A 25451-nucleotide genomic window follows, 5' to 3' on the forward strand; every position below is an offset into this window, starting at 1 on the left:
ATCAGGCTCTCACCAGCTTGCGAACCGACTCTTCGATGCGCGCCGCGTCAGGCAGCCAGGCTGTTTCGAGAGTCGGTGAGAACGGAACCGGCGTGTGCGGCGGCGTGATCAGTTCGATCGGCGCCTTCAGATAGTTGAATCCCTTGGTGGCGATCAGTGCGGCCACATCGTGCCCGAAACCGCAGCGTGCGGCAGATTCGTCGACGATCACCACGCGTCCGGTCGACGCAACGGATTCGAGGATGCCGTCCTCGTCCAATGGCGAGACGGTACGAGGATCGACAACCTCGACCGAAATACCCTCAGCTGCCAGCTTGTCCGCTACGTCGTTGGCGCGGTTCACCATTGCGGACAACGCAATGATCGTGACGTCGTCGCCCTGCCTGGTGTAGTTGGCGACGCCGAACGGAATCGCGTAGGGCTCGTCCGGCACTTCGCCTTTGAGGTCGTAGAGCACCTTGTGCTCACAGAACACAACGGGATCGTCGTCCCGGATAGCCTGGATGAGTAGGCCTTTGGCGTCGTAGGCGTTGGACGGGGCGACCACCTTCAGGCCGGGCACCGCGGCGAACACGTTGTACGGAGACTGAGAGTGCTGCGCAGCGGCGGAGAAGCCGGCGCCGATCATGCCTCGCACCACCAACGGGGTTCTGGCCTTGCCTCCGAACATGTAACGGAACTTGGCGGCCTGGTTGTAGAGCGCGTCGTAGGAAACTCCGAAGAAGTCCATGAACATCAGTTCGGCGACCGGCCGCAGCCCGGTCAGTGCTGCTCCCGCAGCCATTCCGATGATCGCGGACTCGGTGATCGGAGTGTCGATCACACGTTCCGATCCGAATTCCGTCCACAGGCCCTTGGTGACACCGAGGACACCGCCGAACGCCTCGATCTTCTTCGTTTCCAGATCGGGATTGGTACCGGCATGCCCGCCCCGTACGTCCTCACCGATGAGAACGACGCTCGGGTCCCGTTGCATTTCTTGGGCGATGGCCTCTTTGACGGCCTCGCGGTAGGTCTTCTTCGACACGTTCTCGGCTTCCACGCTTGTCATCTCGGGCTCCTCAGTACGACACGTAGACATCGGTCAGCAGATTCTCGACGGGCGGGTACGCCGCGGCGCGCGCCTTCGCTACCGCCTCGTGCACCAACACTCGCGACTGCTCGTCCACCGCGTCCAGATCAGCGGCACTGACCTTCTTCGTATCGACACTGCTACGGAAATTCTGGAGCGGATCCTTGGTTTCCCGCAGGTGCGCAACCTGTTCCGCCGTGCGGTAAAGCTGTGCGTCACCTTCGAAGTGACCGTGCCAACGGAATGCCGCCGCCTCGATCGTGGTGGGTCCGCCGCCAGACCTGGCGCGCTCCGAAGCTTCCGCCATCGCGTCGTAAACCGCGAAGAAGTCGGTGCCGTCCACCTTGACGGCAGGCATTCCGAAGGATGCAGCGCGGGCGGCGATGTCGGGCGCACCCACCGCGTAGTCGGTTCCTGTTGCTTCACCGAATCCGTTGTTCTCGATCACGAAGACGATCGGAAGATCAAGCACCACAGCCATGTTCATCGCCTCGAAGACGGTTCCCTGGTTGGATCCGCCGTCTCCCGTGAACGAAGCAGCGATGACGCCGTTTCGGAGTGTCTTGCCACTCAGTGCTGCACCGATCGCCAACGACGGCGCGCCACCGACGATTGCATTGGCGCCGAGCATTCCCACGGACAAGTCGGCGATGTGCATCGAACCGCCCTTGCCGCGACACAGGCCGTCGTCCTTGCCGAAGATCTCGGCCATCATGCCGTTCAGATCGCACCCCTTGGCAATGCAGTGCCCGTGACCGCGGTGCGTGGACCCGATGTAGTCGGCGTCGCTCAGGTTCTCGCACACTCCCACCGCGATGGCTTCCTGGCCCGAGTACAGGTGAATGAAGCCGGGGATGTCGCCGGTTGCATTCTCTTCGTGCAATCGATCCTCGAACGCACGGATGCGCGACATCTTCTCGTACGCCTTCAGCAATGCATCCCGGTCCAACCCTGAATGAGGCTTGGCCCCGGTCTTTTTCGATCCTGGCGTTGTCGGCCTCTGCGCCGTCCGTTGAACCACCGTCACACTCCTCGTTCTCGATCACTCGTCGCCATGCAGTGTCGTGTAGGTCACGGGCGAAGGGAAAGAGTTGCGTGAGGTTGCCAGGAGTTGCGAAGGGTTGCAGCTGTTGACTTTCGAGGTTGACTCAGGCGCCGCTGAGGCTGCCGCGTCTGATCTTGACCAACGCACGGTGTTGGACGAGTTCCACGGCGCTCGTTGTCGTTCTCAACGACAGCGCCGTCTCGCTCACGTCGAATCCGACAACGATGCGAGCTACGAGAACATTGCGTTCGACGGCCGACAGGTCGCCGAACGGCAGAGCGATTCGACTGGATGCAGGTAGTGAGTCGATTTCACGACTGACCGCGTCGTGCAGAAATGCGAGGAATGCTTCGCCGCCTCGTCTTCGTCGCTGGAACTCGGCCAGAATCGACCGGCAGATCCCGGCGGCAATACGGTCAGCATCGACAGGTCGCAGTTCGGCACGACAACGTCGCGTCACCACAGGCACGACGCGTTGAAGGAGTTCCGCGATCGCTCCCCGATCCCCGCGAGACGCATCGTCGGCAACACTGTCGATCGAACGCCCACCTGCCCTGCTTGCCATTCGGATCTCCCCCTGGTTAGGCCTTCGGACGAATTCCCGACTACTGCTTCGGTTTCGAACTCGCTAAGGGCGGATCGGTTCGGGGCAGACTCCGGTTTGTTCCCCGATGATGTTGATCTCGGCATTGGAACGCGGGTCGGCGCCGTAGTTGATCTGGTCGGTGCACTTCTCGGGGGGCTCGATCGCACCGGGCGGGAGCGGTGCCGGGCACGAACCCATCCGCTCTCCGATGCTGTTGATCTCCGCATTCGATCGAGGATCGCCGACGTAGTTGATCTGATCGGTGCACTTGGTCGACCCGGTACCTTGACCGGGCGCCGCTGGTGCAACCGCGCTGGTAGAGACCGGGGTCCAGGCCGGTGCTGCTCCGCCCTCCGGGACTCCAGGGGCAGATGTGTCCGTACCGCCGCCCACCGAGTTCGAGCTTTCGACTGTCTCCGAAGTGGTCGCTGCGGTCAGTGGCGATGGGGTCGTCGACGCCGCGACCACCGCCGTAGTCGTCGCGCGTTCGGGTGCCGTGGTGTCTTCACTCGAACATGCCGTCATCGCGCACACCACTCCGATCGTCAGTACCGCGAGCAGCACTCTCAGACGCCGAGTCCTGTTGGTCAGCAATACTTCAGGCATTTGCTCTCACCCTCCTCGATACGCGAATCAGGTCGTCCCACCCAGCGGTGAACATCGACCTGACTCACTCTAGAAGCCTGATTCCATCGGTTTCGTAACAGAAATCCGGCGGTCGGGTACCAACTCTCGACGGTCCCGACATTCATACGATTACGTAACGGTGGGTGGTGAACCCTCGATATCGAGATCACGTGTGATCGTATGAAAAGCGCATATGCCGATGAGACAGTTCGCAGCGGTCGGGGAGGGGAAAGTGTTGTATCGGAATAAGATCTGCGGCGGTCGAGCAGGCCGCACTCGCAGGCTGTTCGGTACGGCGCTCGCGACAGCGGCCCTCGGAACTTCAGTGCTCGCCGGATGCGGGTCCACCCAGGGCGTTGTGATCGAAGGCGACGTCGCTTCCACCGGGTTGCCCGTCACGCAGCCCGCCGACCTGGCCAGACGGGTTGCCGAGAATTCGAGGTTGGGCCGTGCGCTTCTCGACGATCCTGGGGTGTCGGAGGGTGTGAAGACAGAACTCCGATCGTGCCCTGACTGGTATCCGATCTCGGTCGGATCCATCCTTCTCGACCCAGGCGCACCTCGTATCGTGCCGGAGACCGAGCTCGTCGTCATGAACGTCTATCCGTGCCAACCGGCCCACCAGCCCGGTACCGGAGTGTCGATTTCCGTCAACCTTGCCGGCTATGTGTACCGCAGCGGCAAGGCCGGTTCGAGTGAAGACAATCCTGAGCTGGGTGAGCGTCTGTTCTCGGTCGAAGAGCGCGGAAAGTTCATCGTCAGCGGTCAACGCGCCGCGAGTTTGTCGGTCCTGGAAACGGATCCGCGGCCACCCGAGTTCGAATGTTGCCCGCGTCCGCCGCTGCGGACCGAGTTCCATTGGAACGGGATGGAGTTCGTCCGTGATTGATTCTCGTCGCGCGCTGCTCGCCGGTGTTTGCGTACCGCTCGTGATTGCTCTCGCCTCCTGTTCCACCGAACCCGAATCCGAACCTGCTCCGAATATCGCTGCATCACTCGACCCTTCGGATCTCTCGCAGGGCTTGAGCATCGATCCTGTTGCCCTCATCAGAGCAGACCCGGAGGTGTCCGATGCGGTCAAAGACAGCCTCCGACTGTGCGGTGATGCGAACTTCCCGTACGAAATCCGGTACTCCCACGTGACGGATGCCGTATGGCAGGATGCCGTCGTCAACGTCTTCACCTGCGACGCTGCCGGTATCTGGGGACGACCGGCCCCACCGGTCAGCTTCATGGTCGCCGGATTCGTCTACCAGATCGACGAATCGGGCGCTCACAAAGTCTTCGGAGTGCAAGACCCAGGACGCTACGTCGTCGGCTCAACCGGAGGATTGTCGGTCATGGTCGACCTGTGCAAAGACCCCGGCATTCCGGAGTTCTGTCAATCGTCGACTGCATACAAGTGGACCGGTGAAGGGTTTGAGAGTGTTCCGTTCCCATGAAAGCGAAGGCCGATGACCGATCCGTTGATTCTGCTGGTCGAAGACGACGCCGTCATTCGAGAAGCCACTCAATTGAATCTCGAACGCAACGGTTTTCGGGTGATCACCGCGTCCGGGGGGTTGACCGGAATGGAGCTGGCGGTCGACGCCAAGCCGGATATCGCCGTCCTGGACGTGATGCTTCCCGACCTGAACGGAATCAGCCTGTGCCGTCGTATTCGTGAGGAACTCTCGGTGCCGGTCATCATGCTTTCCGCGCGCGACGACCCGATCGACATCGTTCTCGGATTGGAAGCCGGTGCCGACGACTACGTCACCAAACCGTTCGACAGTGGAGTCCTGGTGGCTCGTATCCGAAGTGTCCTCAGGCGGGTCGACACTCATTCCGGTGTGGAGAAGGACATCGTGACTCTCGGTGATCTGGAGATCGATCGCGAGTTGGTGACGGTCACGCGTTCGGGCGCCGAAGTGGCACTGACCCCCACCGAGATGAAACTGCTCCTCGTCATGGTGAGTGTGCCGCGCAAAGTCTGGTCCCGCTCCGAACTGCTCTCGGACGTCTGGGATTACGACTGGGGCGGCGACACCCGCATCGTCGACGTGCACGTTCAGCGATTGCGCACGAAGATCGGCTCCGAACAGATCCGAACCGTCCGGGGATTCGGGTACACGATGGACAACCATCGGTGAGATCGCAGGACCTCGCAGCCAAGCTCCCGTCCACCGGCAGACGGTTGTCGTTTCAGTGGAAGATCGCTGCAGCTATCACGTTCGTGATCGCCGTCGCGTCGATCACGCTCAGTACCGTGATGCATCAAACCTTTTCACACAACCAGGAGGACGCAGCGCGGGCAGCAGCTGATCGCAATCTCCAACTGGTGCTGCAGGACGAAACCGGCAGCATGCGTGCGCTGTTCCGCGCCACCACCGACGGTCTCGACGTTCCGGAAGAGTTGCGTCAGGCCGTGGCCGGCGGCAAACGTGCCACCTACCTTGTCGACAGCGGTGACCAACCATTTGTCTGGGCTGCAGCCGACGTCAACACCCAGGTGGTTGCGATTCGCGTCCCGTACACCGCGCAGCGCGAATCGATCGCCAGCGTCGATCGAACTCTCCGCAACGCCACCGTCGCGGTGATCGCAGCGGGCGCCGTCCTGGGCGTACTGCTTGGGCTCGCGATGTCGTATCGACTGCGCTCGGCCGCCCGCGCGGCCCGCAAAGTGTCCACCGGAGCGGACATCCGCGTCCGCTCGGTCACTTGGTCACTCTTCGACGACGAGATCACAGAGCTGGCAGACGCGGTCGACGCGATGTCGGATGCGTTGCGAGGACAACTCGACGCCGAAAAGCGCGTGACAGCCAACATCGCACACGATCTCAGGACGCCCATCTCCGGACTGGTCGGCGCCGCCGAGCTTCTGCCGCCAGGTAGGCCTACCGAATTGGTGCGCGACGGCGTCCACAAACTCAGAAGGCTCGCCGAGGATGTCATCGAGGTGGCTCGTCTCGACACCACGTCCGAACAGGCAGACATCCAATCGGTGGAACTCGCACAGGTGGTGCGTCACGCGATCTCCATCACCGAGGTCGAGTGTGAAGTGAGTGTTCACGGCACCCCTGTGTCCTACACAGACGCACGTCGGCTCGAGCGGATCATCGCCAACCTGATCTTGAATGCTCGCAATCACGGAAAGTCTCCGATCGGAGTCGACGTCGACCACTCCCGTATCACGGTGCGAGACCAGGGCAACGGGTTCACCCAGGAATGGCTTCGTCAGGGGCCGAGGAGGTTTCAGACCGATTGCGTCGAACGTGGCTCGAATTCGGGCTTGGGCCTCGGCTTGACGATCGTAGTCGGGCAAGCCGCGGTCATCGGCGCTCGAATCGACTTCTCGAACCATCCGAACGGCGGCGCTGTGGTGACGGTCGACCTCCCGGAGTGCTCGTCAGACGAGTTCGATTGACACCGAGACAGCTCGGCCGATCGGCCGGGACGCAGCGTCCCGGCCGATCAGTGGTGTCTCGAACTCAAACCTGTCCGACAGTGACTCCGGTGCGGACGTCCGGCGCACCCAGGCGTGCCGCATCAGCCGTCAGGTCGTCGGGTTGCTCCTGCGATTCCCGCTCGGCGGCCACACGCAACCGGTAGTGCTCGATCTCCTCCGCGATGTGCTCGGGAGTCCAACCCAGCACCGGTGCAACCAGTTCGGCTACTTCCGCGGCTGCGGCGTCGCCGCGGTCGTTCACCTCGATGGAGATGCGGGTACGACGGGTGAGGATGTCGTCGAGATGCTGAGCACCCTCGTGGCTCGCGGCGTAGTGAATCTCCGCCTTGAGGTACTCGGGGGCGGAGTCCAACGGCTGCCCCAGTTCCGGCCTCGCCTCGATGAGTTCGAACAACTCGTCAGCCAAAGTGCCGTACCGACCGAGTAGGTGCTCGATCGTCGAGACGTGGAGCCCGGTGCGCTCAGCTGTGAGGTGCCGATTGTTGTGCGCGGCAAAGTAACCGTCGGCGCCCACCAGTTGGATACGCTCGGTGCAGGACTTCGGCACCTTCTGCTCGAGTCCGTGCACCGCGGAATCGACTGCGTCCTTGGCCATCACGCGGTAGGTCGTGTACTTGCCACCGGCAACCACCGTCAAACCTCGCACCGGACTGGACACCGCGTGTTCACGGGAGAGAGTGCTGGTCGAGTCCGATTCGCCGAACAGCAACGGACGCAGTCCCGCGTACACACCGACGACGTCGTCGTGCGTCAACTCGTCCTGGAGCAGCTTGTTGACATGACCGAGGATGTAGTCGATATCGCTACGGCTCGCTGCCGGATGCGCGAGGTCGAGATTCCAGTCGGTGTCCGTGGTACCGATGATCCAGTGGCTTCCCCACGGGATCACGAAGAGCAGGCTCTTCTCGGTGCGCGTGATGATCCCGGTCGAGGAATTGATCCGGTTGCGCGGGACGACCAGGTGCACACCCTTGGAGGCACGGACCTGGAATTGCCCTCGCCCACCGACCATTTCCTGAATCTCGTCAGTCCACACACCGGCGGCGTTGATGACCTGGCGAGCACGGATCTCGAAGGCACGCCCCGTTTCCAGATCCACTGCCTTCACTCCGACGACGCGGTCCTCCTCGCGGAGAAAGCCGATTACGCGGGTGCTGTTGACGCACAGCGCGCCGTACTCGGCGGCCGTGCGCGCCAGCATCATCGTGTGGCGGGCGTCATCTACCTGACCCTCGTAGAACTTGACCGAACCCCGGATAGCAGAACGCTTTCCGGACGGGAACGATTCGAGTGTCTTCTTCTTGCCCACATGCTTGTGGTGTGAGGGAACCCCGCGGCCGGCGCCCATCACGTCGTAGACGCCGATGCCCAGACCGACGTACGGTCGGTCGATCAACTTCTCGAGCGGGTAGATGAACGGCACCGGCTTCGCGAGATGCGGGCACAGCGAGTTCAGAACCAGCGACCGCTCACGCAGTGCCTCGAAAACGAGCGCAAAATTGAACTGCTCGAGGTAACGAAGTCCACCGTGGAACAACTTGCTCGACCTGCTCGAGGTTCCGGACGCGAAATCGCGAGCCTCCACCAAGCCCACCTTCAGACCGCGAGTTGCGGCGTCGAGTGCGCTACCCGCGCCGACCACGCCACCGCCGATGACCAGGACGTCGAGTTCGGTTTCTTCCAACTTCTTCAGCGACTCCGCCCGCGAAGACGGACTCAATGCTTGTGCTGTGCTCATGAAAACTGTTCCTTCACTTGAAAATAGGTAGAAATGCGGGCGCCGCGATCAGTCTGCGTCTACCCAGTCGAGTGTTCGAGTGACCGCTTTCTGCCAGCCGGCGTACAACCGCTCGCGCTCGGTCGAATCCATCGACGGCGTCCAGCTCTTGTCCTTCGCCCAGTTGCTGCGGATGTCGTCCTCGCTCTCCCAGTACCCCACGGCCAGACCAGCGGCGTACGCAGCACCCAAAGCCGTGGTCTCGGCCACGACAGGGCGGATCACCTCGACGTCGAGCAGATCGGCCTGGAACTGCATGAGGAGTTCGTTCGCTACCATTCCGCCGTCGACCTTGAGTACTTTCAGGTCGACACCCGAGTCGAGGTTCATCGCCTCGATCACCTCACGGCTCTGGTAGGCAGTGGCTTCGAGCACCGCCCGGGCAAGGTGCCCCTTGTTCACGAACCGGGTCAGGCCGACGATCGCCCCGCGTGCATCCGCACGCCAGTGCGGTGCGAACAGACCCGAGAACGCGGGCACGAAGTACGCGCCGCCGTTGTCCTCCACGGAGCGTGCGTTCACCTCGATGTCGGCCGCGTTGTCGATCATGCCGAGGTTGTCCCGAAGCCACTGGACCAGCGAACCGGTCACGGCGATCGATCCTTCCAACGCGTACACCGTTGGCTGTTCGCCGATCTTGTAACAGACGGTCGTCAACAATCCGTTCTTGCTCATCACCTTCTCGGTGCCGGTGTTGAGCAGGACGAAGTTGCCGGTTCCGTAGGTGTTCTTCGCTTCGCCTGGAGAGAGGCAGGCCTGGCCGAAGGTTGCCGCCTGCTGATCGCCGAGGATTCCGGCGATCGGTACGCCGGACAGGGTGCCACGTTCACGAACGAATCCGAAGACCTCGGAGGAGCTGCGGATCTCGGGAAGCATGGACTCCGGAATCCCCATGTCGGCGCAGATCTCCGAATCCCAAGCGAGAGTGTCGAGATCCATCAGCAGAGTACGTGAGGCGTTGGTCGGATCGGTGGCATGCACTCCGCCTTGGACACCGCCGGTCATGTTCCACAACACCCAGGTATCCATCGTGCCGAAGCACAACTCGCCAGCTTCGGCCTTGTCGCGAGCGCCCTCGACGTTGTCGAGAATCCATTTGACCTTGGGACCCGAGAAGTACGTCGCCAACGGCAATCCGGTGACTTCGGTGTACTTCTTCGGCCCGTCCTCGCCGGCGAGTGCAGTACAGATTCGATCGGTGCGTGTGTCCTGCCAGACGATCGCGTTGTAAACGGGCTTCCCCGTAGCGCGCTCCCAGACCACTGCCGTCTCACGCTGATTGGTGATTCCGACGGACGCGATGTCGGCTGCGGTCAGGTCGGCATTCGCCAGCGCGCCGGCCGTGACGTTGCGGACGTTGTCCCAGATCTCGATCGGATCGTGTTCGACCCAACCCGCTTGCGGGAAGATCTGCGAGTGCTCATGCTGTTCGACGGCAACTACGTGCCCACTGTGATCGAAGATCATGCATCGAGTGGAGGTGGTTCCCTGGTCTATCGCGGCTACGAATTGCGCCATCGTGCTACCCCTTTTGGTGTCGAAGAAAGTGCGAGAGATTTACTGTCAGAGATGATGATTCGCCATCACGCCGCGATAGTGGCTTGTTCCTCGGGCGCCTTCTCCACCGAGTCGTCAGGCAGGAATCGTCCTACCAGCTTGTCGTAGAGGAACACCCCGATCGGAGCGCCGATCAGCGGTCCCACGATAGGCACCCAGAAATACAAACTCCCGTACTGATCCCGCCAGGCGCTGCCGTAGCCGGTGAGATACGACGCCAGTCGCGGACCGAAGTCACGGGCCGGATTGATGGCGTAACCCGCGTTGGTCGCCCAGGCGAATCCGATTCCCACCACGATCAGTCCGACGACAAACGGTGCGAGATTCGCGAGCGGCGGAGTGCCGCGAGAATCCGTCACGGCAACGATGAGGAACAGCAGGATCGCCGTGCCGATGATCTGATCGATCAGTGCCGAGCCGAGGCTGACCGGGAGCGTTCCGTTTCCGGGCATCGTCGAGAAGATCGTCTGAGTCGCCGTGGTGTGTCCGGGATCGATGGCATTGAGCATGTCGTTGTAATTCCACCGGACGATCAGGGCCGCGACAAAGGCTCCAGCGGTCTGTGCCAGCGTGTAAGGCAATACCTTGCGCCAGGAGAAGTCACGGAAGATCGCGAAGGCAAAGGTCACTGCGGGGTTCAGATGAGCACCCGTCGCCCGGCCTGCGACATAGATGCCGAACATGACGCCGAGTCCCCAGGCCCACGCGATACTGTCGTGTCCGCCGAGACCCCCACCGCTCCCGCCGGACACAACCTGCGCTACAACTCCGACGCCGAACAAGATCAGGATCATCGTTCCGGCGAACTCGGCTGCCAACTCGCCTGGGAGCCCTAATCGCTTGGCTTTCTCCATCCCCACCCTCACTTCGTTGTGATGCATGTCATAGTTTGGATTGCTGCACCCGTAGCGTAATTCCCTTTGCACATTCACGCATAGCTCGTGCACATATGTGCAAATGCCCCATTTGTGCACCGTAACGCGGGTAACAGACAGACTTCTGGGACTTTGCGTGATCGAGCGCCTCCACCTGGTTCTACTCGGATAAGATTCGGTTCAGCGCTCTTGCACGTACGTGCAGACAGGACGAACCCATGGAAACTCCCACTTCCGACTCCGTTACCTCCGATCCGGCGGACCCGCGCATCTCCGACGCAGTTCAGGCCGCGCGTCTCTACTACTTCCAAGATCAGACGATGGCTGCCATCGGCCGCGACATGGGAGTGTCCCGATCCACCGTCTCCCGATTGATCACCTACGCACGCACCTCAGGTCTCGTCGAGATCAAGATCAGCACCCCGCACGGCCAGGCTCCACGCATCGAACGCGAGTTCTCGGAAAGGTACGGAGTGCGCGCCCACGTGGTGACCGTCCCGGAACTGGTGGGAGATCTCGAGCGACTCGAGAAGGTCGCGACTTTCGCCGGGCGCCTGTTGGCATCGTTCTTCGACAGCGACATGGTGATGGGGATCGCCTGGGGAACCACTCTCAGCGAAGTCAGCAAGCACCTTGCCCCCAAACGCACGTACAACTCGTACGTCGTGCAACTCAACGGCGCCGCGAATACTCGTACCACGGGAATCTCCTATGCCAGCGACATCATCAGAACGATCGCCGACGCCTACGGTGCTCTGCCACAAGGATTTCCGGTGCCCGCCTTCTTCGACTACCCGGAAACCCGAGAGCAGCTGTGGCGCGAACGCAGCATCAAACGCGTACTGGACATGCAGAAGCGAATGGATCTGGCAGTCTTCAGTATCGGCGTCCCGGGCGGCAATGTGCCGAGTCACGTCTACACCGCCGGCTACCTCGAACCCGATGAAGCAGAGGCACTTCGACGCGACGGAGTGGTCGGGGACATCGCAACCGTGTTCTTCCGGTCGGACGGGAGCTACCGCGGAATCGAACTCAACGAGCGCGCGAGCGGCCCGCGACTGGACCTTTTCGAGAAGGTCGCCAGGCGCGTGTGCATCGTCGCCGGAACAGCAAAACTGCCCGCGTTGGAGGGAGCCCTACGGGGTGGGTTGATCACCGACCTGATCATCGACGACGTCAGTGCCACCGCGCTGGTGTCCTGACCGCTGCACCAACTTCTCGACTCCGTCGAGCAGCAGGCCGAGCGAGAAACCGAAATCGAAAGCGTCGTCGCCGGCGGCCTCGCCCTCCGGACTGCCGTCCTCGAAGCCGCCCTCGTCAATTGCAGCACTGAGGTAGGGAAAGTCCTCGCGATTGATCACTCGTGCGATGAGGGCGCCGTAAGCCACGTCGTCGTCTGCCGACTGTGCCGATCGCGACGCAAGGTCGGCCGAGAATCGAGCACGACCGATCACGAACAACGACACGTTGGTCACCACTTGGAACTTCGACGCGGCGCTCAGCGCGACACCGTCAAGCGCGCTCAGACCCGCGTCGAGCCACGCCATGTTGTTGGGTCCGGTCGGCGGAGCGGTAATGGGTAGCTTGAGCCACCACGGCCGACTCAGCATCGTGGCGTATTCGTGATTTGCCCACGCTTCGAGCTTGACGCGCCATGACACTCCGTCGGGAATTACCGGCGGTGGACCGATCACCCGATCCGAAATCAGTTCGATCAGTTCGTCTTTGCTCGCCACGTAGCGGTAGAGCGACATCGTCGTGAACCCGAGCGCTTTGGCCACGCGGCCCATCGACAGAGCCGTCACACCTTCCGCGTCGGCCAACTCGATCGCGGTGTCGAGAATGTGCTCGAGACTGAGCCCCTTCTTGGGACCCCGCGTTCCCGGCTGGTCCAGTCCCCAGGCCAGCTCGACTGCTCTCGGTAGCGCTCCGCGATCCATAAGCTCCCACTCTTCACTCTTGCCATCATCCTAGAACTGTGTACGCTATAAACACCCGTTTATGCCATACACAGTTCTTCCTTGGAGGTCTCGATGTCAGGAACGATCCCCGCAATCTCGGTCCGCGGACTTCGTAAGCGATACGGCGATCAACAGGTACTGGACGGACTTGATCTGTCCGTCCCGGCCGGATCGGTATACGCCCTCCTCGGCGCGAACGGCGCCGGAAAGACCACGGCCGTAAGAATTCTCACGACCCTCATCCCCTTCGATGCCGGCGAGGTCACGGTCGCGGGGCATTCGCTCCCTGGCGATCCACAGAACGTCCGCCGACGCATCAGCGTCACCGGGCAATACGCGGCCGTCGACACACTGTTGACCGGCTCCGAGAACCTGACTCTCCTGGGCGAGCTGAATCACCTGGGCCGGAGGAGGTCTCGACGACGTGCCGACGAACTTCTCGACCAGTTCCACCTGACGGACTTCGGCGACAAGCGAGCGGGCGACTATTCGGGCGGCATGCTCAGACGACTCGACATCGCGATGAGCCTCGTCGCGAAACCGGACATCGTGTTTCTCGACGAACCCACCACCGGCTTGGACCCGCGAAGCCGCCACGAAATGTGGTCGATAGTTCGTGACCTCACGGCGTCGGGTGTCACGATCTTCCTCACCACCCAATACCTCGACGAGGCGGACGAACTGGCCGACACCGTAGGCGTTCTCAGCGATGGGCGTCTGGTCGCCGAGGGAACACCGGACGAGCTCAAACGTCTTGTTCCCGGTGGCCACGTCGCGCTGCAATTCGAGAATCTGACCCAACTCGACCTCGCCGCGGCATCACTACCGAAGGCACACGCGAATGCCGAGACCTTGACCTTGCACATACCTTCCGACGGCGCGGTTCCGTCGATCAAAGCCATCCTCGACTCGATTGACGATCCGTCGATCACCGTCGAGAAGTTCTCTGTTCACACCCCAGACCTGGACGACGTGTTCTTCGCGCTCACCGGATCAGGCCAGCCTGAGATTGCGAGCGTTCGATGACCTCCACCATTGCAGTCGATTCCGCGGTGATGCTTCGCCGGAATCTCAAACACGTTCTGCGCAGTCCAGATTCGATGATCACCGCGATAGCCCTTCCGGTCATGCTCATGCTGCTGTTCGTCTACGTATTCGGCGGCGCCATCAACACCGGTAGCGAGTACATCGACTACGTCGTGCCCGGAATCATCCTTCTGTGCGCCGGTTTCGGTGCCTCGACCACCGCGGTCAGCGTCTCGAGCGACATGAAGGACGGGATCATCGACCGTTTCCGGACCCTGGCGATCTCTCCGTCGTCGGTCCTGACAGGTCATGTACTGGCCAGCGTCGTCCGCAACGTACTGACTACGGCGATCGTGGTCGTCGTTGCGCTGATCATGGGATTTCGCCCGACAAGCGATCCGCTGCGCTGGCTCGGCGTCACCGCTGTGATCGTCGCCTTCGTCTTTGCCATGTCATACCTCTCGACGGCTTTGGGACTCTTGGCCCAGAACCCGGAGGCTGCAAGCGGATTCACCTTCGCCATCATGTTCCTGCCCTACGTCAGCACTGCCTTCGTGCCGGCCGAGACCATGCCGTCCTGGCTGCAGGGGTTTGCCCGGCACCAACCCGTGACCCCGATCATCGAGACAGTGCGCGGACTCCTGATGGGCACGCCGATCGGAAACAGTGCCGTCACCGCGCTCGCGTGGTGCCTGGGCATCGCCGCCGTGGGATTCGTGTGGTCGAACTGGCTCTACCGACGAAAGACCGCTAGCTGACCACACAAGAAAGCCCCACACCTGACGGTGCGGGGCTCTTTTGCTGTGCGCCTTTATTAACCGCGGGGGGTTAATAAAGGCGCACAGTGAATTACTTGGCGTCCAGCAGATCGATCACGAAGACCAAGGTCTTGCCGGAAAGCTGGTGCCCTGCACCGGCGGGGCCGTAAGCCAGCTCCGGCGGAATGGTGAGCTGGCGACGTCCGCCGACCTTCATGCCGGGAATGCCGTCCTGCCAACCCTTGATCAGGCCACGAAGCGGGAACTGAATGGACTCGCCGCGGCTCCAGGAAGAGTCGAACTCTTCACCGGACTCGAACTCGACACCGACGTAGTGAACGTCGACGGTGCCACCGGGAACGGCTTCGGCGCCTTCTCCGACGACCAGGTCCTTGATGACCAGATCGGTCGGCGCGGGGCCTTCCTGGAACTCGATTACGGGCTTGCTACTCATGGGTCCTCCTCGTTGAGGCGAAAATTGTGGGCAGGGGCTAGCGGGTGGTGATATCCCGGTAGTCACGCTCGGTGTAGCCGGTGTAGATCTGGCGCGGGCGGCCGATCTTCGTAGCCGGATCCTCGTGCATTTCACGCCAGTGCGCAATCCAGCCTGGCAGACGGCCCATGGCGAACAGCACGGTGAACATGCGCGGCGGGAAGCCCATCGCGCGGTAGATGAGGCCGGTGTAGAAGTCGACGTTCGGGTAGAGCTTGCGCTCGATGAAGTAGTCGTCCGTGAGGGCGGCCTCTTCGAGTTGCATTGCGATGTTGAGCAGTTCGTCGTCGCCGCCGAGCTTGGCGAGGATGGTGTGCGCGGTTTCGCGGACCAGCGCAGCGCGCGGATCGTAGTTGCGGTAGACGCGGTGCCCGAAGCCCATGAGCTTCACGCCGTCTTCCTTGTTCTTGACCTTGCGGACGAACTCGGCCGCGGTGCTGCCGCTGGCCTTGATCTCGTCGAGCATCTCGAGCACTGCCTGGTTCGCGCCGCCGTGCAGCGGGCCCCACAGTGCGTTGATGCCAGCAGAGACGGAGGTGAACAGGTTGGCGTCCGACGAGCCGACCATACGCACGGTCGACGTGGAGCAGTTCTGCTCGTGGTCGGCGTGCAGGATCAGCAACATGTCGAGTGCCTTGGCGACCTCGGGATCACCCTGGTAAGGCTCGGCCGGGAAGCCGAACGTCATACGCATGAAGTTCTCGACCAGGTTCAAGGAGTTGTCCGGGTACAGGAACGGCTGACCCACGGACTTCTTGTACGCGTACGCCGCGATGGTCGGCAGCTTCGCGAGAAGACGGATGGTGGACAGCTCCACCTGCTCCGGGTCCTCGGGATCGAGCGAATCCTGGTAGTACGCCGACAGTGCGTTCACTGCGGACGAGAGAACCGGCATCGGGTGAGCGTTGCGCGGGAACCCGTCGAAGAACCGCTTGAGGTCCTCGTGGAGCAGGGTGTGTCGTCGGATGCGGTCCGTGAAGGACTCGAGCTGGGCGTCGGTCGGCAGTTCGCCGTAGATCAGCAGGTAGCTGACCTCGATGAACGTCGACTTACCTGCCAACTGCTCGATGGGGTATCCGCGGTAACGCAGGATTCCCTTCTCACCGTCGATGTAAGTGATTGCAGAACTGGTGGATGCAGTGTTCACAAAACCGGGGTCAAGGGTGGTGTACCCCGTTGTGGCCAGCAGCTTTCCCAGCTCGATGCCGTCATTGCCCTCTGTTGCCCTGGCAATGGACATCGTGTACTCACCACCGGGGTAAGTAAGCGTGGGCTTTGTGTCATTGTCAGCGGGCACGAAGGATCCCTCTCAAGCTCGAACCAACGAGTAACTACATGCGATCAACTAGAAACTAGTCGCACGGGAGAGATCGTGCCGAAGGAGGGTCGCCCCACGGCTATTTTTCGGGCACTCAGGAACCCGACATACCCACCTAAACTGAAACACGTTTCAGCTCGAGTTTTCTCGCTTGTGTGACTAGAAGATTCAGTCTACGGAATCGCCGATCGACCGCGCTGATCTGCAGGCTTCGGCCCAGATCCGCAACAATGGCGAATGCCCGCCCTTTCGCCGCCTCCTGCGTCAGTGACACACGATACGAAAAACAGGTGGGTATCGATCGATACCTACTGGGCGTTACACGATCTCACACTATGAGAGCCGGATCACAGCGCTTTGATACCCCAGCTACCCGTCCACGTCTGCCCCGGATGGAGCACCAGGAGATCGATGCCCGAATTGAAGGCGTCAGGCGGGCAGGTCATCGGCTCCAAAGCCAATGCGCGGCCGCGGTCGGGATACCCCTTGTCGTTGGCGGGATCTGCGATGAAAGCCTGAATCCATGGGAACTCGCGGTTGGTCCACAGGGCAGTGCCCGTTCCATCCGGCGCGAGCAATTCGTGCTGCGTGCGACCACTGCCGTCGACGACGTCCAATGCGCTGTACGGAGTGTCCAACTGAACCCCGGCAAGCAGTCTCGGTGTCCGGAAGTCGTAGTCCGTACCGGCGACTGCCTGCGAATAGGCGTTCGGCAGCATCCTCGCCGGATCGATCGGCAACCGCGTGCCCGCTGCCAGATGCAGAGCACATTCGTCGAGCGGAAAGTCGCCGGCGCGAATGAAGGTGTGCATTCCGAGCCCGAACGGCGACGAGGTCGCCCCCTTGTTGGTGGCCGTGTGAGTGACGGTCAATCCGTCGGCACCGACCTCATAGGCGATCGTCAGCTGCAACGGATAGGGCCAACCCTTGTGAAGTCCCACGTCCACCGACAGTTCGACGCGCTCGTACGTGTGGTCCACAAGGCTCCAATTGCGACGCCGGACGAACCCGTGGCTCGCGTTCCCCAGCGCAGGTTCGGTGATCTCGAGTTGATGCTCGATCCCGTCGAACATGAAGTGCCCGTCGCGAATTCGGTTGGGCCACGGCGCGAGAACCAATCCGGCCGACAGTGGTGGCTTCGATCCGAGTGCCCAGGTCTCGGTCAGCGCACGCCGACCGTGGGGACCCTCGTGATCGAGAAGCCTCAACCCGGCACCGGCCGCGGCGATCTCGGCGCGATAGCCGCCACCCCGGATCTCGAACCCTCCCCTACCCGTGCTGTGCGGCGCAGTCATACGTACCAGTTTCCACCACGAGCGACCGGTTAACCAGGACGTCAGACGGCGCGTCCCACCTTGTAGCGAACGAACGCGGGAAATGCGAGGGCAGAAAGGACTACACCGACGATCACCAGGAAGCCGCCGCCCGCTGCCGCGACACCGGTCCCGAACAAGAAGGCCGCACCGCCGTGCAGTACGTCACCGATACGCGGACCACCTGCCACGACCACGATGAACACGCCCTGCAGTCGTCCGCGCATGTCGTCGGTTGCCACTTGCTGAAGCATCGTGCTGCGGAATGCGGCCGAGACCATGTCGACCGCGCCGCCGAATGCCAGGAACGCAACAGCGATCCACAGCAGAATCACACTGGAACCAGGGCTCGCGAAGTACACGGCAACGCCGAAGCCGACCATCGACAGCCCCCACAGCGCGATGCAGACCAGCACGGCCCGCCCCTGGTACTGAACCCGCGGCAACCAGCCCGAGAAGACTCCGCCCAGAACGGCTCCCACGGACATCGCCGCGAACAGCAGTCCGAGCGCAAAACCACCGCTGGCGGGGTCGCCGAAGGATTCGTGTGCGATCTCCGGGAACAGTGCTCGCGACATCCCGAACACCATCGCGATGATGTCCACCACGAACGACGCGAGCAGAACCTTCTGCGTCGCGAGATACGTGAAACCGCCCAGGACCTCGCTCAATCCTGCCCGTCGAGACGTGCCGGTCGGCGGAATCGCCGGGAGCTTCCATACCGCCCACAGCGTGGCGAGAAGAAAGATCGAGTCGAGCAGGTACAGCAGTTGCAGACCGGCCGACGGTATGAGGACACCAGCCAGTAGCGGGCCGGCTATCGCACCGAACTGCACGACAGTCATGTTCAGCGAGTTCGCGGCAGGCAACTGCCTGCCCGGAATCAACCGAGGGATGATCGCCGCTCGCGTCGGCTGGTTCACCGCGAAGAACGCCTGTTGAACCGAGAACAGGCCGAGCACCAACCACACGTTGTTCACGTTCAAGGCGGCCTGGATCCAGAACAGCACCGACGTGACACCGAGTCCGATCGAGGTGATCATCAACAGCCGTCGTCGATCCATGACGTCGGCCAGTGCGCCGCCCCACAGACCGAAAACGACCAGCGGGACCAGACCAAAGATTCCCGTCAGACCGACGTAGGCCGAGCTTCGGGTGATCTCGTACACCTGTTGCGGTACGGCGACCACGCTGAGTTGAGCGCCGATAACGGTGACGATGCCGGCCGTCCACAGCCGTCGATAGTCGCGATTCTCGAGCGGAGTCGTGTCCGCAAGTAGCCGGCTCACGGCTGGAGACGGACGGCGGACCACTGTCCGTCGACCAGGCTCGTGCGAACTCGATTGTGCATGCGGTTCGCGCGTCCTTGCCAGAACTCGACGGACTCGGGCCGGATCAGGATCCCGCCCCAGTTCGGTGGCACCGGAATCTCGCCGTCCACGCCGAATCGGGCAGCGACCTCACGCAGTTGCTCGTCGAGATCGGCACGCGAGTCGATCGGACGAGACTGAGACGACGCCCATGCGCCGAGCTGCGAACCTCGAGGCCGGGTTCGCCAATACTCTTGCGTCAGTTGAGCACTCACCCGCTCGGTGGTGCCGCGGACGATCACCTGCCTGGCAAGGGTCAGCCACGTGAAGTTGGCCGACGCGTACGGGTGGGCGGCGAGGTGACGAGCCTTGTCGGATCCGTAGTTGGTGAAGAAGAGGACGCCGTCCTCGCTGAGCCCTTTGCAGAGCACGGTCCGCGACGCCGGACGGCCACCCTCGTCCACCGTCGACAGAGTCATGGCGTTGGGCTCCGGAGCGTCCGCTTCGACGGCGTCCACGAGCCATTGACGCATGAGGGGCAGCCAACCGGTCTCGACGACCGAAGTATCCAATTCCGCACTCATGCGGTCCTCGACGGACTCCGATTCGCTGCCTGCTTGCGGATAGCCCACACGCATGGCCGCGAGTTCGTTGTCCACCGCCTGCGGGTCCTGACGTTCATTCGACACAGCCGAGAACGCTACTCCCGGGTACTCACTGGCCAACGGCTACGCGGCACGCGCTAAAGTTTGCCGTGGCTAGACCCGACCCGGACCGCGAGCCGCACCAGCGACAGCACCGAATCGGGACGAGACGATTGCGCAGTACAAAACACGGTGCGTGCTCATCCCTGCGAGCACCGAGGCGCAGTCACTGAAGCTGAGGCAGTGCGACTGTAGACCTGGCGCACTCGAACGAGGAGAGTCCACGAGAATGGCAGCGAGCGCAGCAATACCGGACGATTTTGTGAGCGGACTCGAAGGCGTCGTCGCCTTCACCAGCGATATCGCAGAACCCGACAAGGACGGCGGCGCACTGCGCTACCGCGGAGTCGACATCGAAGACCTGGTCGGCCAGAGGGTCACCTTCGGCAACGTATGGGCCCTTCTCGTCGACGGCCGCTTCGGCCCCGGCCTCCCGCCGGCCGAGCCGTTCCCCCTCCCCATTCACACCGGCGACGTCCGTGTCGACGTCCAGGCCGGACTGGCGATGCTTGCCCCCATCTGGGGTTACCAGCCGCTCCTCGACATCGATGACGAGACCGCCCGCGACCAGCTCGCCCGCGCATCCGTCATGGCACTGTCGTACGTCGCGCAGTCCGCTCGCGGCATCTACCAGCCTGCAGTCCCCCAGAGCCGCATCGACGAGGCCAAGACGGTCACCGAGCGCTTCATGGTGCGCTGGAAGGGTGAGCCCGATCCGGCACACGTCGAGGCAATCGACGCGTACTGGGTCTCGGCAGCCGAACACGGCATGAACGCCTCCACCTTCACGGCCCGCGTCATCGCCTCCACCGGCGCCGACGTCGCGGCTTCGCTTTCCGGCGCCATCGGCGCGATGTCCGGCCCGCTGCACGGCGGCGCACCGGCCCGCGTTCTTCCGATGATCGAAGAGACCGAGAAGACCGGCGACGCCCGCGCACTGGTCAAGGGAATCCTCGACCGCAAGGAAAAGCTCATGGGCTTCGGACACCGCGTCTACCGCGCCGAAGATCCCCGTGCACGCGTGCTCCGCGCCACCGCGAAGCGCCTCAACGCTCCTCGCTACGAGGCAGCCGCAGCTCTCGAGCAGGCTGCACTGGCAGAACTGCGTGAGCGTCGTCCCGATCGCGCGATCGAGACCAACGTCGAGTTCTGGGCCGCCGTCATCCTCGACTTCGCCGAGGTTCCCGCGCACATGATGCCCGCCATGTTCACCTGTGGTCGCACCGCCGGCTGGTGTGCACACATCCTCGAGCAAAAGCGTCTCGGTAAACTGGTACGCCCGGCCGCCATCTACACCGGCCCGGCGCCCCGTACTCCGGAGTCGGTCGAGGGCTGGGACCAGATCAGCCACGCGTAGTACCCCGCTCGAATTCGCCAATCACGGTAGTACAGAACACAAGTGAAGGAACAGAAAGAAGCGATGACCTCCACACCGATCATCCCCGCCGACCTCAAGCCCGCCGACGGACGCTTCGGCTGCGGTCCTTCCAAGGTTCGCCCCGAGCAGCTGCAGTCCCTGGTCGAGGTGGGCGCTTCGGTGTTCGGCACCAGCCATCGCCAGAAGCCGGTCAAGAACGTTGTTGCCAGCATTCGGTCCGGCCTCGCCGATCTGTTCTCACTGCCCGAGGGCTACGAGGTCGTCCTCGGTAACGGCGGAACCACTGCGTTCTGGGATGCGGCTGCATTCGGCCTCATCCGCGAGAAGTCGCTGCACCTGACCAACGGCGAATTCAGCTCCAAGTTCGCTTCGGTGGCCAAGGCCAACCCGTTCATCGGTGACCCGATCGTCGTTTCCGCCGATCCGGGCAGCGCGCCGGTGCCGGTCTCCGACCCGTCCGTCGATCTCATCGGCTGGGCGCACAACGAGACCTCCACCGGTGTGTCGATTCCTGTCTCGCGCCCCGCGGGTTCGGAGAACGCCCTGATCGCCATCGACGCCACCTCGGGCGCCGGTGGACTTCCGGTCAACGTCGCAGATTCCGACGTCTACTACTTCGCTCCGCAGAAGTGCTTCGCTGCTGACGGCGGACTGTGGATCGCACTGATGAGCCCGGCCGCCCTCGAGCGCGTCGCGGAGATCAAGGATTCGGGTCGCTGGACGCCTGACTTCCTCTCGCTGCCCATCGCCGTGGACAACAGCTCCAAGGACCAGACGTACAACACCCCGGCCTTGGCCACCCTGCTGCTCTTCGCCAACCAGATCGAATGGATGAACAGCAACGGCGGCCTCGACTGGACCACCGCTCGCACCGCGGATTCGTCCTCGCGCCTGTACAACTGGGCCGAGGCCAGCGAGTTCGCCACGCCGTTCGTCGCTGATCCGGCACACCGCTCGCAGGTTGTCGGCACCATCGACTTCAACGACGACGTCGACGCTGCCGAGGTGGCAAAGATCCTGCGCGCCAACGGAATCGTCGATACCGAGCCGTACCGCAAGCTCGGCCGCAACCAGCTGCGCGTCGGCATGTTCCCCGCAATCGATCCCGATGACGTCACCGCTCTCACCAAGAGCATCGACTGGGTCGTTTCTCAGCTCGGCTGATTTTCGCAGTGCTTCACCGCTCGGCCCCCGACATGACGTCGGGGGCCGAGCGTCGTTTGCCAGGACTTGTGAGCTACCACACCGGTGGTCGGATCCGAGGTCATCTCGCCCTGCGTGTCCTGCCGAGTCCATGGTCACGAATGAATTACAGTTGAGCGCGGCGCAAAGTCGCGAGCCGGCGCGATAAGGAGGTCAATGTGCGAGAGCTTCGAGTGATCGGACTTGAACCCGATGGATCGCATGTGGTGTGCGCAGATGCTGAAACCGGCCAGAAATTCCGGCTTCCCGCCGATGACAAACTTCGTGCAGCTTCCCGCGGAGACGTGGCTCGACTCGGCCAGATTGAGATCGAAATGGAAAGCCAACTCCGTCCCCGCGAAATTCAGGCGCGCATCCGTTCCGGTGCTTCCGTAGAGCAGGTCGCCGAAGAAGCGAAGATCCCCATCAGCAAGGTCGAGCGCTTTGCGTACCCCGTCCTTCTCGAGCGTTCCCGCGCCGCGGAGATGGCCCAGGGCGGACACCCGGTCCGCGACAACGGTCCGACGGTCCCCACCCTCTCCGAAATCGTGACTCACGCATTCCGCGCCCGCGGCCACAGCATCGACGAGGCCACCTGGGATGCCTGGCGCGACGAGGACAATCAGTGGGTCGCCCAATTGCAGTGGCAGGCCGGCCGCACCACCAACGCCGCGCACTGGCGCTACCAGCCCGACGCGCACGGCGGAACGATCGTCGCACTCGACGACGCGGCATTCGACTTGATCGATCCCGACTTCGGTCGCCCGCTCCGCGGCCTGGTACCGGTGGCATCGAGCGAGCCCGAACAACTCGAACTGTCCCGATTCGACGTCGAACCGGTGGCGGAGATCGAGCCCGAGCCCGCAGTGGTCCCCGAGCGGACGGTAGTGGCGGAACGGATCGTGGCGCCCGAAACGATTGCTGTCGAGCCGGAAACCGTCGTCGCCGAAGAGGTTCCCGAGCCTGCACCGGATGTGACCCCGAAAACCGCTCCGCAGCAGACGCAGACCAAGGACAAGCGCGGACGGCCTGCTCTGCCCTCGTGGGACGACGTACTCCTCGGGGTCCGCAGCAGCGGTCGCTGACCCGAAGGAAAGTATTCTTCTTTCGAGCGAGGCTGAGGAGAGAGGGCTGCCGGTGGCTGCACGGGTATCGACGATCTGGTTTCTGGGCGGCGCAGACGCTCGCACCGAATTGAGCAAGTACCCACAGCCTGATCAGACCGAGGCGCTGAAAATCGCCATGTCGCTGTACCCGGACAAGGAGTTCGAGTCGCTCGGGCCTCAGCCGCTGTCCATCGCCGCGACGGTGAGCCCCGGGTACGTCTTCGTCGGCGCGTACGGCCGAGTGAGTGTCGTCTGCAGCTCCGAACTCAGCACCTTCGTCCCCTCGAAACTGCCTGAGTCCTGGCACCTTTCAGCCGAGGGTGGCTCGACGCTGTTGATCAGCTCCGTCCCCGAAACCGCGCAGGGTTCGTTTGCGCTGTGGGAGGACGGCGAGCTACGACGCTCGTTCAGTGCCATCCCGATCGACATCGTCGAAAATCTGGGGATCCCACAGACCTGGGAACGGGAATTCTGGGCCGGCAACCATCCCCTGCGTTACCCGCCCGGGATCCTGCCCGATCCGCAGTCACTTCCGTTCCACCCACAACAGTTCGCGGAGTCTGCCAACCTCGAGTGGCTGGGATTTCGATACACCGGCGCGCCGCGAGAACACGAACTCGACACGACGCAGATTCTCCTGTGGGGCTTCAAGATTCATCGCCCCGGCGAGGCACCCAAACCTGCGCCCCCAGCTCCCGCACCGGTACCCGAGCAGGCGCCGACAGAGGTGCCCATGCCCGAGAACCTGCCGCCGATCCACGACGCACCGGTGGCCAAGCCGCGCGGCCGCCTCGCTCGGTACTTCGGGTTCAAGTAGCGCGAACCGGCGTCACACGGTCACGCGGCTATCGCTGCGATCCATCCGAGCGGAACTCCGGCCGCTGCCCCGAAGACCACCCATCGCCAGACGGGAATCGCTCGCCAGCGCCACACGGTCGGCGCAAGTCCGCCTACCGCAATGAGATTGACGACGACTGCCAGGAGCACGTTCACGTCGCCGAGCGCGATGCAGAACGCCGCGACGGCGCTGGTCGAGAGCATCGCGGCGAATACCGACACCGCGATTCCGGTAAACCAGGGCGTGCGGTCAGAAGTCACCGGCCGGTCCTGACACGTTCGTAGAAGGCCATCGCCGCTGCGGTCGCGACATTGAGTGAATCGGTGCCTGGCGCCATCGGTATCTTGGCGCGAATGTCGGTGGCCCGCATCGCATGTTCGGTCAGACCTGGCCCCTCGGCGCCCAGCAGTAGCGCCACCTTCTCCCCGGTCATCGCTTCGGCCAAAGTGACCGCTTCCGGATTCGGAGTCAAGGAGATGAGCTGAAAACCGTTGCCACGCAACTCATCCAAATCGTGTGGCCACTTTGCCACATGCGCGAATGGCACTCGCAGCACGTGCCCCATCGACACACGGACCGACCGCCGGTACAGCGGGTCGGCACAACCCTTCCCGAACAGAACTGCATCGACACCGAGCCCCGCCGCGTTGCGGAACATCGAACCGAGATTCTCGTGATCGTTGACGCCTTCGAGGACCACTACGGTCTTCGCGTCCTTCAACACGTCCGAAACTGCGAGCGGCGCCGGGCGTGCTGCTGCAGCGAGGACGCCACGGTTGAGGTGAAATCCGACGACCTCGGCCATCACTTCCGCGCTCGTACGGTAGAACGGCACGTCCACACCGTCGAGATCGTCAGCGAGCTCCAGGAGCCGTCGTTCGACGCCGAGGAGACTGATCGGCTCGAACCGCGAGGTCAGCAGTCGCTGAGTGACGAATACTCCCTCGGCGATGACCAGCCCCTTGCCCTCCGGCAGGTCAGGGCGCCGATCCGAGGAGTTGAGATCGCGAAAGTCATCCAGCCGGGGGTCGGCGGGATCTGAGATGTCGATGACGTGAACCACGGGTCTATCGTGCC

26 protein-coding genes are annotated in these 25451 nt (G+C 62.8%); 11 read left to right on the forward strand and 15 right to left on the reverse strand.

What is annotated here, in order from left to right; all coding sequences use genetic code 11:
* Position 1: 1 nt before the first annotated feature.
* The 4 genes from DBV08_RS11950 to DBV08_RS11965 all read right to left on the reverse strand — a co-directional run bounded on the left by DBV08_RS11950 (position 2) and on the right by DBV08_RS11965 (position 3309).
* Positions 2-1051, reverse strand: a complete 1050-nt coding sequence (locus tag DBV08_RS11950; RefSeq protein WP_070385568.1) for an alpha-ketoacid dehydrogenase subunit beta — start codon at positions 1049-1051, stop codon at positions 2-4.
* A gap of 10 nt (positions 1052-1061) precedes the next feature.
* Positions 1062-1985, reverse strand: a complete 924-nt coding sequence (locus DBV08_RS11955; protein ID WP_124567819.1) for a thiamine pyrophosphate-dependent dehydrogenase E1 component subunit alpha — start codon at positions 1983-1985, stop codon at positions 1062-1064.
* 235 nt (positions 1986-2220) lie between these two features.
* A complete protein-coding gene (locus DBV08_RS11960; RefSeq protein ID WP_124567560.1) occupies positions 2221-2682 on the reverse strand; it encodes an RNA polymerase subunit sigma in 462 nt (153 codons plus the stop codon).
* 63 nt (positions 2683-2745) lie between these two features.
* The gene (locus DBV08_RS11965) at positions 2746-3309 is read right to left on the reverse strand and encodes a hypothetical protein (RefSeq protein WP_124567561.1); all 564 of its coding nucleotides are present in this window, start codon (positions 3307-3309) and stop codon (positions 2746-2748) included.
* A 253-nt stretch (positions 3310-3562) separates the two neighbouring features.
* Here DBV08_RS11965 and DBV08_RS11970 point away from each other — a divergent pair, with 253 nt between their 5' ends.
* From DBV08_RS11970 to DBV08_RS11985, 4 genes are read left to right on the forward strand one after another with little or no spacing between them, the layout of a single operon-like run.
* Positions 3563-4219 (forward strand): hypothetical protein, encoded by a 657-nt coding sequence (locus DBV08_RS11970; RefSeq protein WP_260395540.1) that lies wholly within the window; start codon positions 3563-3565, stop codon positions 4217-4219.
* Positions 4212-4772 carry a hypothetical protein gene (locus DBV08_RS11975; protein ID WP_124567563.1) on the forward strand — a complete coding sequence of 187 codons (561 nt, stop codon included), beginning with the start codon at positions 4212-4214 and terminating at the stop codon, positions 4770-4772. The genes DBV08_RS11970 and DBV08_RS11975 overlap by 8 nt, the downstream gene beginning before the upstream one ends.
* Positions 4773-4784: 12 nt before the next feature.
* The gene (locus DBV08_RS11980; protein ID WP_095971270.1) at positions 4785-5462 is read left to right on the forward strand and encodes a response regulator transcription factor; all 678 of its coding nucleotides are present in this window, start codon (positions 4785-4787) and stop codon (positions 5460-5462) included.
* Positions 5459-6736, forward strand: a complete 1278-nt coding sequence (locus tag DBV08_RS11985) for a HAMP domain-containing sensor histidine kinase (protein WP_124567564.1) — start codon at positions 5459-5461, stop codon at positions 6734-6736. Before DBV08_RS11980 ends, DBV08_RS11985 begins: the two co-directional genes overlap by 4 nt.
* A 64-nt stretch (positions 6737-6800) precedes the next feature.
* On the opposite strand, the gene DBV08_RS11990 is transcribed toward DBV08_RS11985, so the two are convergent.
* The 3 genes from DBV08_RS11990 to DBV08_RS12000 all read right to left on the reverse strand — a co-directional run bounded on the left by DBV08_RS11990 (position 6801) and on the right by DBV08_RS12000 (position 10966).
* Complete coding sequence (locus DBV08_RS11990) at positions 6801-8516, reverse strand: glycerol-3-phosphate dehydrogenase/oxidase (protein ID WP_124567565.1); 1716 nt, start codon at positions 8514-8516, stop codon at positions 6801-6803.
* A gap of 48 nt (positions 8517-8564) precedes the next feature.
* Complete coding sequence (gene glpK, locus DBV08_RS11995) at positions 8565-10073, reverse strand: glycerol kinase GlpK (RefSeq protein WP_124567566.1); 1509 nt, start codon at positions 10071-10073, stop codon at positions 8565-8567.
* Between the two features lie 65 nt (positions 10074-10138).
* Complete coding sequence (locus DBV08_RS12000; RefSeq protein WP_124567820.1) at positions 10139-10966, reverse strand: MIP/aquaporin family protein; 828 nt, start codon at positions 10964-10966, stop codon at positions 10139-10141.
* 239 nt (positions 10967-11205) lie between these two features.
* Between DBV08_RS12000 and DBV08_RS12005 the strand changes: the two genes are divergently transcribed.
* Positions 11206-12189, forward strand: a complete 984-nt coding sequence (locus tag DBV08_RS12005) for a sugar-binding transcriptional regulator (protein ID WP_095971275.1) — start codon at positions 11206-11208, stop codon at positions 12187-12189.
* Here DBV08_RS12005 and DBV08_RS12010 read toward each other — a convergent pair.
* Positions 12124-12927, reverse strand: a complete 804-nt coding sequence (locus DBV08_RS12010) for a TetR/AcrR family transcriptional regulator (protein ID WP_124567567.1) — start codon at positions 12925-12927, stop codon at positions 12124-12126. The genes DBV08_RS12005 and DBV08_RS12010 overlap by 66 nt on opposite strands.
* Positions 12928-13020: 93 nt before the next feature.
* Here DBV08_RS12010 and DBV08_RS12015 point away from each other — a divergent pair, with 93 nt between their 5' ends.
* Positions 13021-13974, forward strand: a complete 954-nt coding sequence (locus DBV08_RS12015; RefSeq protein WP_095971277.1) for an ATP-binding cassette domain-containing protein — start codon at positions 13021-13023, stop codon at positions 13972-13974.
* On the forward strand, positions 13971-14732 hold the full coding sequence (locus DBV08_RS12020; protein ID WP_095971278.1) for an ABC transporter permease: 762 nt from the start codon (positions 13971-13973) through the stop codon (positions 14730-14732). Before DBV08_RS12015 ends, DBV08_RS12020 begins: the two co-directional genes overlap by 4 nt.
* Positions 14733-14823: 91 nt before the next feature.
* Here the strand turns inward: DBV08_RS12020 and DBV08_RS12025 are convergent, their stop codons facing one another.
* The 5 genes from DBV08_RS12025 to pdxH all read right to left on the reverse strand — a co-directional run bounded on the left by DBV08_RS12025 (position 14824) and on the right by pdxH (position 19855).
* Positions 14824-15186: an FKBP-type peptidyl-prolyl cis-trans isomerase gene (locus tag DBV08_RS12025; protein ID WP_003940440.1), complete on the reverse strand. Its 363-nt coding sequence runs from the start codon at positions 15184-15186 to the stop codon at positions 14824-14826.
* Positions 15187-15223: 37 nt separating this feature from the next.
* Positions 15224-16522: a citrate synthase gene (locus DBV08_RS12030; RefSeq protein ID WP_020908786.1), complete on the reverse strand. Its 1299-nt coding sequence runs from the start codon at positions 16520-16522 to the stop codon at positions 15224-15226.
* A gap of 368 nt (positions 16523-16890) precedes the next feature.
* A complete protein-coding gene (locus DBV08_RS12035; protein WP_124567568.1) occupies positions 16891-17838 on the reverse strand; it encodes an aldose 1-epimerase family protein in 948 nt (315 codons plus the stop codon).
* 41 nt (positions 17839-17879) lie between these two features.
* Complete coding sequence (locus DBV08_RS12040; RefSeq protein ID WP_095971281.1) at positions 17880-19145, reverse strand: MFS transporter; 1266 nt, start codon at positions 19143-19145, stop codon at positions 17880-17882.
* Positions 19142-19855: a pyridoxamine 5'-phosphate oxidase gene (pdxH, locus tag DBV08_RS12045; protein ID WP_095971282.1), complete on the reverse strand. Its 714-nt coding sequence runs from the start codon at positions 19853-19855 to the stop codon at positions 19142-19144. Before pdxH ends, DBV08_RS12040 begins: the two co-directional genes overlap by 4 nt.
* A gap of 244 nt (positions 19856-20099) precedes the next feature.
* On the opposite strand from pdxH, the gene DBV08_RS12050 reads away from it, so the two are divergent.
* From DBV08_RS12050 to DBV08_RS12065, 4 genes are all read left to right on the forward strand, one after another.
* The gene (locus DBV08_RS12050; protein ID WP_003940025.1) at positions 20100-21227 is read left to right on the forward strand and encodes a citrate synthase 2; all 1128 of its coding nucleotides are present in this window, start codon (positions 20100-20102) and stop codon (positions 21225-21227) included.
* Between the two features lie 63 nt (positions 21228-21290).
* The gene (gene serC, locus DBV08_RS12055; protein ID WP_007733484.1) at positions 21291-22412 is read left to right on the forward strand and encodes a phosphoserine transaminase; all 1122 of its coding nucleotides are present in this window, start codon (positions 21291-21293) and stop codon (positions 22410-22412) included.
* Between the two features lie 197 nt (positions 22413-22609).
* Positions 22610-23515, forward strand: coding sequence for a septation protein SepH (sepH, locus tag DBV08_RS12060; RefSeq protein WP_124567569.1), 906 nt, complete (start codon positions 22610-22612; stop codon positions 23513-23515).
* Positions 23516-23567: 52 nt separating this feature from the next.
* Positions 23568-24353, forward strand: coding sequence for a DUF6928 family protein (locus tag DBV08_RS12065; RefSeq protein WP_124567570.1), 786 nt, complete (start codon positions 23568-23570; stop codon positions 24351-24353).
* Between the two features lie 20 nt (positions 24354-24373).
* Here DBV08_RS12065 and DBV08_RS12070 read toward each other — a convergent pair whose 3' ends face one another.
* The gene (locus tag DBV08_RS12070; protein WP_095968839.1) at positions 24374-24634 is read right to left on the reverse strand and encodes a DUF2537 domain-containing protein; all 261 of its coding nucleotides are present in this window, start codon (positions 24632-24634) and stop codon (positions 24374-24376) included.
* Complete coding sequence (locus DBV08_RS12075) at positions 24631-25437, reverse strand: RNA methyltransferase (protein WP_003939731.1); 807 nt, start codon at positions 25435-25437, stop codon at positions 24631-24633. Before DBV08_RS12075 ends, DBV08_RS12070 begins: the two co-directional genes overlap by 4 nt.
* Positions 25438-25451: the final 14 nt, after the last annotated feature.

The sequence above is a fragment of the Rhodococcus sp. KBW08 genome (assembly GCF_003852455.1).
GTDB classification, from domain to species: domain Bacteria; phylum Actinomycetota; class Actinomycetes; order Mycobacteriales; family Mycobacteriaceae; genus Rhodococcus_F; species Rhodococcus_F baikonurensis.